The organism is Rhodanobacteraceae bacterium, assembly GCA_016713135.1.
Classification (GTDB): Bacteria; Pseudomonadota; Gammaproteobacteria; order Xanthomonadales; family SZUA-5; genus JADKFD01.
The window spans coordinates 158,273-170,723 of record JADJPR010000023.1; the positions used below are offsets into that span (position 1 = coordinate 158,273).

At 69.7% G+C, this 12,451-nt stretch carries 7 protein-coding genes; 5 read left to right on the plus strand and 2 right to left on the minus strand.

Features of this window, described 5'->3' with window-relative positions; genetic code table 11:
- Positions 1–422: 422 nt before the first annotated feature.
- The 3 genes from IPK27_20615 (at position 423) to lpdA (ending at position 6,197) form a co-directional block, all read left to right on the plus strand.
- A complete protein-coding gene (locus tag IPK27_20615) occupies positions 423–3,407 on the plus strand; it encodes a 2-oxoglutarate dehydrogenase E1 component (GenBank protein ID MBK8069928.1) in 2,985 nt (994 codons plus the stop codon).
- 9 nt (positions 3,408–3,416) lie between these two features.
- Positions 3,417–4,631, plus strand: a complete 1,215-nt coding sequence (gene odhB, locus IPK27_20620; protein MBK8069929.1) for a 2-oxoglutarate dehydrogenase complex dihydrolipoyllysine-residue succinyltransferase — start codon at positions 3,417–3,419, stop codon at positions 4,629–4,631.
- 138 nt (positions 4,632–4,769) lie between these two features.
- On the plus strand, positions 4,770–6,197 hold the full coding sequence (gene lpdA / locus IPK27_20625; protein ID MBK8069930.1) for a dihydrolipoyl dehydrogenase: 1,428 nt from the start codon (positions 4,770–4,772) through the stop codon (positions 6,195–6,197).
- A gap of 86 nt (positions 6,198–6,283) precedes the next feature.
- On the opposite strand, the gene IPK27_20630 is transcribed toward lpdA, so the two are convergent.
- Together IPK27_20630 and IPK27_20635 are read right to left on the minus strand one after the other, a co-directional pair.
- Positions 6,284–7,507 carry a PD40 domain-containing protein gene (locus IPK27_20630; GenBank protein MBK8069931.1) on the minus strand — a complete coding sequence of 408 codons (1,224 nt, stop codon included), beginning with the start codon at positions 7,505–7,507 and terminating at the stop codon, positions 6,284–6,286.
- Between the two features lie 132 nt (positions 7,508–7,639).
- Positions 7,640–8,614 (minus strand): winged helix-turn-helix domain-containing protein, encoded by a 975-nt coding sequence (locus IPK27_20635; protein MBK8069932.1) that lies wholly within the window; start codon positions 8,612–8,614, stop codon positions 7,640–7,642.
- Between the two features lie 179 nt (positions 8,615–8,793).
- Between IPK27_20635 and IPK27_20640 the strand changes: the two genes are divergently transcribed.
- Both IPK27_20640 and IPK27_20645 read left to right on the plus strand, forming a co-directional pair.
- Positions 8,794–10,707 (plus strand): amidohydrolase family protein, encoded by a 1,914-nt coding sequence (locus IPK27_20640; protein MBK8069933.1) that lies wholly within the window; start codon positions 8,794–8,796, stop codon positions 10,705–10,707.
- On the plus strand, positions 10,704–12,302 hold the full coding sequence (locus IPK27_20645) for a VCBS repeat-containing protein (GenBank protein ID MBK8069934.1): 1,599 nt from the start codon (positions 10,704–10,706) through the stop codon (positions 12,300–12,302). Before IPK27_20640 ends, IPK27_20645 begins: the two co-directional genes overlap by 4 nt.
- Positions 12,303–12,451: the final 149 nt, after the last annotated feature.

Sequence of the window (12,451 nt, forward strand, 5' to 3'; positions counted from 1 at the left end):
GTGGGTCAAGGCGCGCGCTCCCCAGCGCGACGCCCGTCATGGCGATGTGCACCCGCAGCCCCTGCCCCGGCTGCCGGCTGGTTCAGCACACCCGGCGAATCCAGCCTAGGCCGCACACATCGCGTTCACAATGGCCCGCATACGTATTCATGCACAGTGAGTAATCCGCGTATCCGAGTGCAACCGGGGATGGCAGTTGGACAGATCGGGAGGGCACGAGGGCACGAGGGCACGTGGGCAGGAGTGCACGCAAGAATCCTCCGGCGCTGGGAGCCGGCGCTTGCGCGCCCTTCAGACCGTTGCGCGAACAAGCACGCCGGCAGTGAACTCCCGCCGGTCCCGGGTCCGGCGTCGTCGCTCCATTGCATACGTCGTCAGGACAAACCGGCAAGTCCCCGTCGCGGTTGCTCCTTTAGTCCAAAATGCCCGATTTGCGCCCGCGCGGGCGCCGTCCGTTCACGCTCGCTGGCTATACTGCGCACCCACGCCGGCGCCATGCTGCGCCGCAGCACGAATCCGAATCTCACCCCCACGAAGTTGCCTACGACGTGTGCGCTGACCTGACCCAGTTGTACCAGTCCTCCCAGTTGTCCGGCTCCAATGCGGCCTTTGTCGAGGAGCTTTACGAGGCCTACCTCGCCGATCCGGCTTCAGTGCCGGTGCGCTGGCGCAGTTACTTCGACACCCTGCAGAGCCAGGGTGCGCCGGATATCGCGCATGGTCCGGTGCTCAAGCGAATCGGCGAGATGTCGCGCCAGGGCCGCCGGCTGGTGCTCTCCGCCGCGGTCGGCGAGGTGCACTCGGTCGACCAGGCCAAGCAGGGCGCGGTGCTCAAGCTGATCAACGCCTATCGCACGCGCGGCCACCTGGCGGCCAACCTGGATCCGCTGGGGCTGACGCCGCCCGAGTCGGTGCCTGATCTGTCGCCGGAGTTCTTTGGCCTGGGCAAAGCCGACCTCGACACCGAGTTCGACGCCAGCACCGTCCACGGCGCCCAGCGCCGCAAGTTGCGCGACATCGTCGGCCAGCTCCAGCGCGCCTACACCGGCTCGGTCGGCGCCGAGTTCATGCACATCACCGAATACCCGCACCGGCGCTGGATGCAGGAGCGCTTCGAGGCCGCCGCCGATGGTTACGGCTATGCCCCGCAGCAGAAAAAGCGCGTACTCGAACGGCTGACCGCGGCAGAGGGCCTTGAGCGCTACCTGCACACCAAGTACGTCGGCCAGAAGCGCTTCTCACTGGAAGGCGGCGACTCGCTGATCCCGCTGATCGACGAGATGATCCAGCGCTCCGGCAGCAGTGGCGCCAAGGACGTGATTATCGGCATGGCCCACCGCGGCCGCCTGAACGTGCTGGTCAACACCCTGGGCAAGCCGCCGCGGAACCTCTTCGATGCCTTCGAGGGCAAGCAGGAAGGCCCGGTGGATCCGGCCCACTCGGGCGACGTCAAATACCACCTCGGCTTCTCGTCTGACGTGACCACGCCCGGCGGCACGGTGCACCTGGCGCTGGGCTTCAATCCCTCGCATCTGGAGATCATCGACCCGGTGGTCGCGGGTTCCGTGCGCGCGCGCCAGGCGCGCCGCCAGGACGCCGAGCGCACCCAGGTGGTGCCGATCCTGATCCACGGCGACTCGGCCTTCGCCGGCCAGGGCGTGGTCATGGAGCTGTTCCAGATGTCGCAGGCGCGCAACTACGCGGTCGGCGGCACCATCCACATCGTGGTCAACAACCAGGTCGGTTTCACCACCCACAACCCGGAAGACACGCGCTCCACGCGTTACTGCACGGACGTCGCCAAGATCGTCTCGGCGCCGGTGTTCCACGTCAACGGCGACGATCCGGAGGCGGTGCTGTTCTGCGCCCAGATCGCGCTGGACTACCGCCAGACCTTCAAGCGCGACGTGGTCATCGACCTGGTCTGTTACCGCCGCCACGGCCACAACGAGGCCGACGAGCCGGCAGCGACCCAGCCGCTGATGTACCAGATCATCCGCTCGCGCCCGAGCACGCGTGAACTGTACGCGCGCAAGCTGGAGGCCGAGGGCGTGATCGCCGCCGGCGAGGCCAAGGCGATGAGCGACCGCTACCGCGAGCGCCTGGAACATGGCGAGCCGGTGGTGCCGGAACTGACCACGCCGGATCCGGAACAGGCGCATGTGGCGGTGGACTGGTCGCCCTACCTGCACGGCAAGCTGGCCGACCGCGTGAAGAGCGGCGTGCCCGCGGCGCGTATCCAGGCGCTGTCCGCCCGCATCAACACGCTGCCGCCGGATCTCAAGCTGCACTCGCGCGTGGCCAAGGTCTACGAAGACCGCCTGAAGATGACGGCCGGCGAGCTGCGCATGGACTGGGGCTTCGCCGAGACCATGGCCTACGCGACGCTGCTGGAGGAAGGCTACAACCTGCGCCTGTCCGGCCAGGACTGCGGCCGCGGCACCTTTTTCCATCGCCATGCGGTGCTGCACGACCAGAACACCGGCGCCAACCACACCCCGTTGCGCAACCTGGTCGATTACCCGGAGCGCGTGACCATCATCGACTCGCTGCTGTCGGAAGAGGCGGTGATGGGCTTCGAGTACGGCTACGCCACCGCCGACCCGCGCACCCTGACCATCTGGGAAGGCCAGTTCGGCGACTTCTGCAACGGCGCGCAGGTGGTGATCGACCAGTTCATCAGCTCCGGCGAGGCCAAGTGGGGCCGGCTGTGCGGCCTGGTGCTGTTCCTGCCGCACGGCTACGAAGGCCAGGGCCCGGAGCATTCCTCCGCGCGCCTGGAGCGCTTCTTGCAGCTGTGCGCACTGGACAACATGCAGGTCTGCGTGCCGACCACCCCTGCGCAGATGTTCCACATGCTGCGGCGGCAGATGCTGCGCGGCACGCGCAAGCCGCTGATCGTGATGACGCCCAAGAGCATGCTGCGCCACCGGCTGTCCACCTCCACCCTGGCGGACCTGGAGCAGGGCGAGTTCCAGCGCGTCATTCCCGACGCGCTCGCCGCCGATCCGGCCAAGGTCACGCGCGTGGTGCTGTGCAGCGGCAAGGTCTATTACGACCTGGTCGAGGAGCATGAGAAGCGCGGGCTGGACAACGTGGCGATTGTCCGCGTGGAGCAGCTATACCCCTTCCCGCGCGTCGAGGTGTACGCCGAACTGGTGCGCTTCCCGAATGCGCGGCAGGTGATCTGGTGCCAGGAAGAGCCGATGAACCAGGGTGCCTGGTTCCAGATCCGGCATCATCTGAAGGCATCGATCACCGAACGCCACGAGTTGCACTACGCCGGCCGCACGCGCTCCCCGGCGCCCGCCTGCGGCAGCACGCAGACCCATAACAAGGAACAGGCGGCCCTCGTCAACGAGGCGCTGTCGGCAACGGACCTGGGCAAGCAGCCCAAGCACGAATAAGGAATTCCCATGACCGTCGAAGTCAAAGTCCCCATCCTGCCCGAATCGGTCGCCGACGCGATCATCGCCACCTGGCACAAGAAGCCAGGCGACGCGGTCAAGCGGGAAGAGAACCTGGTCGATCTGGAGACCGACAAGGTCGTGCTCGAAGTGCCCTCGCCGGTCGACGGCGTGCTGCTGTCGATCGTCAAGAACACCGGCGACAGCGTCACCAGCCAGGAGCTGATCGCGACCATCCAGGAAGGCGCTGCGGCTGCGCCAGCGCCTGCGGCGCCGGCCGCAGCGGGGCACGGGGCACGGGGCACGGGTCCCGACGCCACTGACCAGGCTCCGTCGGTGCGCCGCATCGCCGCCGAGACCGGGATCGACCCGGCCTCGGTCGACGGCACCGGCCGCGGTGGCCGCGTGACCAAGGAAGACATGCTCAAGGCGCAGGCCCCTGCCCCGGCGGCGGCGCCGTCCGCGAGCAAGGCGGTGGCCACCACCACTCAGGCGAGCACCGCCATCGCCGTGCCGCCGGGCGCGCGCGCCGAGCAGCGCGTGCCGATGACGCGCCTGCGTGCGCGCATCGCCGAGCGCATGATGCAGAGCAAGAACTCCATCGCCATGCTGACCTCGTTCAACGAGATCAACATGAAGCCGGTGATGGACCTGCGCAAGAAGTACGCCGAGACCTTCGAGAAGGTCCACGGCGTCAAGCTCGGTTTCATGAGCTTCTTCGTCAAGGCCTGCACCGAGGCGCTCAAGCTGCACCCGATCGTCAACGCCAGTGTCGACGGCAACGACATCATCTACCACGCCTACCAGGACATCGGCGTCGCCGTGGCCACCGACAAGGGCCTGGTGGTCCCGGTGCTGCGCAACACCGATTCGATGAGCCTGGCCGACATGGAAAAGGCCATCGGCGGCTTCGCCAAGCAGGCCCGCGAAGGCGGCCTGCAGTTGGAAGACCTGCAGGGCGGCACCTTCACCATCACCAACGGCGGCGTGTTCGGCTCGCTGTTCTCCACCCCCATCGTCAACCCGCCGCAGAGCGCGATCCTGGGCATGCACGCCATCAAGGAACGCGCCATCGTCGAAGACGGCCAGGTCGTCGCCCGCCCGATGATGTACGTGGCAATCAGCTACGACCACCGCATCATCGACGGCAAGGACGCGGTGCTGTTCCTGGTCGCGGTGAAGAACTTCCTGGAAGATCCGGTGAGGTTGATGTTGCATCTGTGATCGGCCGGAGGCCGGTCGCGGAATGCGGTGAAAGGTGAAAAGTGAAAGCCCGTTTCGGCCCTGCCGAAACGGGCAAAAGTGCCGCTTTTCGATTCCCTTTCACTTTTCACTTTTCACTTTTCACAAGGTTTCTGCCCCATGTCCACCGACTACGACGTGATCGTCATCGGCGCCGGCCCGGCCGGCTATGTCGCCGCCATTCGCGCTGCGCAGCTCGGCCTGAAGACCGCCTGCATCGACGATTTCATCGGCAAGGACGGCAAGCCGGCGCTCGGCGGCACCTGCCTCAACGTGGGCTGCATCCCGTCCAAGGCGCTGCTGGAGTCGTCCAAGCAGTTCCATGCGCTGACCCATTCGTTCAAGGACCACGGCATCAGCGCCGGGGCGCCGAGCATCGACGTGCCGACGATGATCGGGCGCAAGGACAAGATCGTGAAGCAGCTGACCGGTGGCATCGGCATGCTGTTCAAGGCGAACAAGGTGATGAGCATCGCCGGGCGCGGCAAGCTGCTCGCCGGCAAGCGGGTGGAAGTCACCGCGCACGACGGCAGCGTTTCCACCCTGAGCGCCAACCACGTGATCCTGGCCGCCGGCAGCGTGCCGATCCAGATCCCCTCGATCCCCTTCGATGGCAAGTACATCGTCGACAACGTCGGCGCGCTGGATTTCGACACCGTGCCCAGGCGCTTCGGCGTCATCGGTGCCGGCGTGATCGGCCTGGAGATGGGTTCGGTGTGGAAGCGCCTCGGCGCCGAAGTCACGGTGCTCGAAGCCCTGCCCGATTTCCTCGCCGCCTGCGATGCGGATATCGCCCGCGTGGCCGCCCGCGAGTACAAGAAGCAGGGACTGGACATCAAGCTCGGCTGCAAGGTCAACGCCGCCGAAGTCAAGGGCGAGGAAGTCCACATCCGCTACACCGACGCCAGCGGCGCCGAGCAGAGCATCGTGGTCGACCGCCTGCTGGTCTCGGTCGGCCGCCGCGCGCATACCCGCGGCCTGCTGGCCGACGACTCGGGCGTCGCGCTGAATGCGCGCGGCCAGATCGAGGTCGACGAGCACAACCGCACCGCCGCGGATGACGTCTGGGCCATCGGCGACTGCGTGCGCGGCCCGATGCTGGCGCACAAGGGCTCCGAGGAAGGCATCGCGGTGGCCGAACTGATCGCCGGCAAGGCCGGTCACGTCAACCTCGACACGATTCCGTGGGTGATCTACACCGAGCCGGAAATCGCCTGGGTGGGCAAGACCGAGAAGGAATGCAAGGACGCCGGGATCCCGGTGAAGACCGGCAGTTTCCCCTTCGCCGCGGTCGGCCGCGCGATGGCGATGAACGAGACCTACGGCCAGGTGAAGATCATCGCCCACGCCGAGACCGATCGGGTGCTCGGCGTGCACATGATCGGCCCGATGGTGTCCGAGCTGATCGCCGAATGCGTGGTCGCGATGGAGTTCCAGGCCAGCAGCGAAGACCTCGCGCGCATCTGCCACGCGCACCCGACGCTGTCCGAGGCGGTGCACGAGGCGGCGCTGGCGGTGGACAAGCGCGCGATCCATCGGGCGAACTGAGACATCAACCCGGCGGGGAGTCTTGCGGACGCCCCGCCCGGCAATGCTTGCGGAGGGACGAGGCGCGCGCGATGAGCCCCGCCCCCTCAGTGCGCTTCCTGCCTCCCCAGTGCGGTCAACGGTCCGAGGAGCGCGCTGCCGATGTCGGACTCGGCCGCCGTCGACCGTTGCACCAACACGCGCTGGCCATCCGCAGAAATCGCGATACGCGGGGCGGTCTGGAGCTCACCCAGGTCGAGGACGGTGACGGGGCTTGCGTCGGGGTGTAGCACAACACGCTTCAGCAGCGTGCGCAGGCGGTCGTCGTCGAGATCCAGGTACCACAGCGCTCCGGCAGAGATGCGCCAGGAGGTCACCGACAGCAGCGGCACGCCGCGGCGGACCACCTCCGCGCTGGTCCACGGCGGCGCGCTGCAGCGCACCTCCGAACTGCCCAGATGCAGGAGACACAGGCGCTCGCCGTCGGCTTCCACCATCGGCGCGAGCCCGTCCAGACCCGCGAGGGCGCGGGGCTGGGCGCCCGTTTCGGCGAGATCGAGCATGAATGCGCTCCAGCCGCGACCGACGTCGGCCACGTAGGCGATTCCACTGGCGTGCGGGCGGGCGGCACGCACGCGCGTCTGCGGCAGCGCGATTTCGCGCGCTGGTCGGTCGTCGCCGAAGTCGCGCAACAGCACGCGCTGGCCTGCGTTCTCGTGCAGGGCGATGCTGGTCAGCTGCCTGCCGTCGGCGCCGAAGGTGGGATCCGCCAGGAGCGCCACGTCGTCGCCAACCAACGCCCGCGGTTCGGCGTTGGCCGACTCCAGCCACCACCGTCGATATTGGCCGCTGCGGTCGGAAACGAGGACGATGCCTTCCCCGGATGGGGCGAAGGCCGGATCGCGATTGCTTCCGGTGGACTCCGCGATCCTCTGCGGCGGCGCCCGCGTTGCCAGATCGTGCAGCCAGAGTTCGAATCTCGGGCGTCCGCGTTCGATTTCGAACACTGCCTGTGCCAGTGAGTCCGGGACATCGACCTGGTCGGCACCGCGCAGCCCGAGTGCCCGCCAGTCCCCGCTCTCGGTGTCGAGCAGGTGCAGTTCGCGCTGTGCGCCAGGCCCCACCGGAACCAGCAGCTGCCGCGCATCGGGCAGCCAGTCGAACCGGCCGAAGGCGATCGGCTTCGTGGTCAGGACCTGGACCTCGCCGCCGCGGGCGGAGACGCGCAGCAACTGCCCGCCGGGCGGGCGTCCGCGGCGAAAGGCCAGCCAACGCCCATCCGGCGACAGCTTGGGTTCGCTGTCGTAGTCCTGCGCGGCGCGCGCGTACACCAGCGGATGATCGCGTCCTTGCGGGTCGCGCCACGCCAGCTGCTGCGCCGGCGAACCCTGCTCCAGCGGCCTGCCCAGCCACAGGCCGCGGTCCTGCGCGTCCCACTCGACAGGGTCAAGGTACTCCGCCTGTCAAGGCCCATATGACTGCGGCGGTCCTGCCTGCAGTCCCTCGATCGGTGCGACCAGGATCTCGCATCTGCCGCCGCGCACGCGCTGCCAGGCGAGCCGGTCTCCCGCGCGCGACCATGCCGGCATCAGATCCTGGTCGGCAGCACCGGCAATCTCGACACCTGCACCGCCGGCAACCGCCGCGATCACAATGCGCGAGCGCAGCGAGTCCGGCAGGAAGCGCACGTGCGCGAAGCGCTTGGCGTCAGGCGCCAGCGCGGGCTGGCGTTCCTGCCGCAGCGTCGAGGTCAGCAGGCGCACGCGCGGCGGCGGGATCCCCGCGACGGTCGGCGTTGTCATTGCCGGGACCGACACATCGTCGCGCGGCCACCACGCGCCGAAACCGACCGCGGTAGCCAGCGCCAACAAGCCGAGCACCCCGAGGCGCGCGCGACGTCCAGGCGCCCGCAGCGCGGCCACAGACCCGTGCCCCGCGGTGGCCGCGCGTGGATCCGGCATGACTTCCGCCGAGGCGGCGCCGGCAACCTGCGGCGCGACCGGCGGAGCCGCCGCCTCTTCCGGCAACGCTGACGGCACAGCGGCCTCGGCGGCCGGTGCCAGCGCTTCCGGCGTCGCCAGCAAGCGATAGCCGACGCGCGGCACCGTCTGGATCAATTGCGAGTGCGGAACCGGGTCACCCAGCGCGCGCCGCAGTTCCTTGATCGCGTGGCTGAGCACGTCCGGCAGCGGGTACTCGCCCGGCCACACCTGGTCCATGATCTGGTCGCGGCTCAGGGTGCGTCCGGCATGGCGCACCAGCACCAGCAGCACGCACATCGACTTCGGCGTCAGCCGCGCCGAGGTACCCTCACGCTCGATCCGCAGCGAACTGAAATCGACCCGCGCATCGCCCAGGCGCCAGACGCCGGCGGCCGCGAGCGCGTCAGCGCCGACGCGCGCGGCGCGGGCGATCTCGGTGGCAGGAACGGCGTTCATCTCCTCGGGTCAGGCAAGATCCGTTCCGGGGCCCCCGATGATAGGCCACCGGCGCAGCGGCGGCTCGAATGGCGTTCGCGGGCCACACTTCATGGTCCTTTCATCGATCCGACAGCGGCCATTCGTGCACGGCTGCCGCCGGCGGTGCAGATTGACGCAACCTGGTGAGGACCCGACCGATGTCCCTCTGCATGCAAACCCCGACCTTGTGGCTGGCGCTCGCCGCGACGGCGGTCGATGGTGACCATTTCCATGCGCACTTGCAGGCGCCCGCGGTGCCGGCCGCGGCGGTCGACTGGCGCGCGTCCAGCGGCCTGGCCACGCCGCCGCCGCTGCCAGCCGGCAAGTCGGCCAGCGACAGCTTCGCGATCAATGCCGGCCTCACCGGACCGTGGTTCGAGGCGGCCACCAGCGGACAGGGCTTCCTGCTTGACGTGGTGCCTTCCGCCCAGGTGCTGTCCTTCGGGTGGTTCACCTACGGTCCGGCGCAGCCAGACGGCAGCGCGCCGCCGCAACGCTGGCTCACCGGGGCCGGCGCCTACACCGGGGCGATCGCGCAAACCACGCTGTTCCTGTCCGAGGGCGGAGCCTTCCAGGCGGGCCCGGTGCCCGGCGCGCGCGCAGTCGGCAACCTGCGCTTCGAATTCGCCGATTGCGCACACGCCAGCGTCAGCTACTCGGTGCGGCGCAACGCGCTCAGCGGCAGCGGCGACCCGACCACCGGCGATCTCGTCGAAGGCGAGATCGCGCTGACGCGGGTGACCGCCGACCAGTACTGCGACGAGGTGGCGAGCGGCACCGCGATCACCGACGTGACCGTGCTCGCGATGGACGGCGGCCCGCCGCGCAGCGGCCATAGCGTGGTGGTGCGCGACGGGCGCATCGTGCAGATCGCGCCGAGCGCGAGCCTGGCGCTTGGTCCGGCTGTCGCGCGCATCGACGGCGGCGGCCGCTGGCTGCTGCCAGGACTCATCGATGGGCATACCCACGAGCAGCCGGGCGTCGACAACTGGCCGAACGATGTCGCCGGCAACCTCGTGATGTCGCTCGCGAGCGGCGTCACCAGCCTGATCAACATGGGCGATTTCACCAACGCGCTGCCGCCGGTGCGCGCGGCGGTGCGCCGCGGCGAACTCGCCGGCCCGCAGCTCTACCTCGGGCGCTTCGCGCGCGGACCCAGCGACGGCGGCGGCGCCGGCTATGTGGTCTCCGGTGCGCAATCGGCACAGAGCCTGGTGGCGAGCGCGGTCGAGGACGGCTACGACTTCATCAAGAGCTACGACGCGATCGACGCCGGCACCCTCGACGTGCTGTTCGCGAGCGCCCGCGAACGCGGCCTCGCCGTGCTCGGCCACGGCAACAACAGCGTCGCCATCGACGACCTCGTGGGCCGCGGCCTGCGCATGCTGGTGCACGCGAACATCTACCAGCGCTCGGCCGCGCTCGGCGGGCTCGCGTCGACTGCCGAAGTGCCGCAGCGCGCCGCGGTGCTGCGCCAGAACGGTGCGGCGATCGGCGCCACGCTCGCGGTCATCGACCTGATCGTCGGCTTCGGGCTCGATGCGCTCGCCGGCCGCGATCCCAACCTGCGCGTGCTGCAGCAACCCGGCATCGAGTACATGGACGACCGCGCGCTGGTTTCCTGGCGCTCGATGATGCAGTTCCGGTCCGACATCCGCGCGCCGGTGGACCGTCGCGCGAGCTTCGCGGCGATGCAGCAGACGGTGCTCGCCTTTCACCAGGCGGGCGTGCCGATCGTTGCTGGCAGCGACAGCATCGGCATCCCCGGCGTGGTGCCCGGTTTCGCCTTGCACCGCGAGATTGCCCTGCTGCAGCAGAGCGGCCTGTCCGCCGAGGAGGCGATCGCCAGCGCCACCCGCGTGCCAGGCGAGTTCATAAGGCGCTACTTCCCGGCGCGCGACCACGTCGGCGTGATCGCGGTCGGCGCGCGCGCCGATTTGCTGCTGGTCGACGGCGATCCGCGCGCGGACCTTGCACGGCTGATGGACCCGGCCGGCGTGATGGCGGCCGGCCGCTGGTACCCGCGCGACTGGCTGCGCGCACAACTGACGATGCTGAGGGACACGCGATGAGAACGATCTTCGCACTGCTGCTCCTCGCGGTCGCCCAGGCCGACGCCCAGTCGCTGCTGCGCAGCCACGGCGGCTGCTGCGCCTACGGCTGGGCAGTCGCCGACATCGGCGACCTCGATGGCGACGGCCGCCGCGACTTCCTGGTCGCAGCGAACAGCTCCGGACAGGTGTACGCGCACTCGAGCGCGCGCGTCGAGGCGCTATGGGTCGCGACGCTCGCCGGCAGCGATCTCGGCTACGCGATCTCTGCAGCGGGAGACGTCGACGGCGACGGCATCGAGGACGTGATCGCCGGCGCGCCGACGCGCGGCGGGCTTGGTGTCGTGCACCTGCGCTCCGGGCGCGACGGCGCGCTGTTGCGGGAGATCGCCGCGCCGGCCGGCGCCTCCCGCTTCGGCGCCGCGGTGTCGAGCATCGGTGACATCGACGCCGACGGCCGCAGCGACCTGCTCGTGGGCGCGCCCGGCAGCGGCCGTGTGTTGCTGCTCTCGGGCGCCAGCGGCGGCGAGATCGCGAGCGTCGAACAGGCCGGTGGCGAGTTCGGCGCCGGCGTTGCCGGCACCGACGACCTGGATGGCGACGGCGTGCGCGACTTCATCGTCGGCGCGCCCTCGCTGCAGGGCGGTCGCGCCTTCGTCTACTCCGGGCGCACGCGTGCGCTGCTGCTGACGCTCGCGCCGGAGGCCGGTGGCGGCCGTTACGGCGAGTTCTTCGTCGCCGGTGCCGGCGATGTCGACGGCGACGGCCTTGGCGACCTCTACGTCGGCGCCTATGCCGAGTCCGGCAACCGCGGCGCTGCCTATGTTTATTCCGGCCGCGACGGCGCGCGCCTGCACCGATTCCTCGGCGATGCCGGCGAGGGCCTCGGCCCTGGTCGCGGCGCCGGCGACGTGAACGCAGACGGCCGCGCCGACCTGATCGTCGGCGGCTACACCTGGAGCGGCGGCGGACGCACCGAGGGCGGCCGCGTGCGCATCTTCAGCGGCGCCGATGGCAGCGTGCTCGCGAGTGCGAACGGCGGCCGCGTGCGCGGCCAGTTCGGCTTCGACGCGGTCGGGCTCGGCGACGTCAGCGGCGACGGTCGCCTCGATTTCATCGTCGCCAGCGCGCCCGCGAACGCGGTCGACCTGTATGCCGGCGCGATCGACCGCGCCGCGCCCTTCGCGGTCGGCGACGGCCTCGGCGGCGCCTGGCGCGACCCGGCCAACGAGGGCCAGGGCCTGTTCCTCGAGTCGCACACCGGCCTCGACGTGATCTCCGGCGTCTGGTTCACCCACAGCCGGCTGCCACCGGATGCCGGCAGCGGCCTGCGTTGGCTCACCTTCGCCGGCCGCATCGAAGGCGCCAGCGGCGAGCTGCCGCTGGTGCTGACCCGCGGCGGCGTGTTCGACACCCCGGGCCCGGTCGAGAACCACGTGGTGGGAACGCTCTCGCTGCAGTTCCGCGACTGCACCCACGCCGACGCCCGCTACGTGGTCCGCGAGAACGCGATCAGCGGCCAGGGCGATCCCGCCAGCGGCGCGCTGCGCAGCGGGCGCATGGCGCTGACCCGGATCACCCCGGACGCGCGTTGCGGAACGCCCACAACCCGCTGAGCCCACTCGCGTTTCCAGCACGCCGAACCGGCCGCGACCGGCGCCATGGCGCGCCTTGCCGGCATCGGTACTTGCGTGTTCGCCTTTGGTCCCGCCGGCAGGGTCGAAGAGCGGCTGGTACACTCGTCCTCGTCCGGCAATGTGTCCAG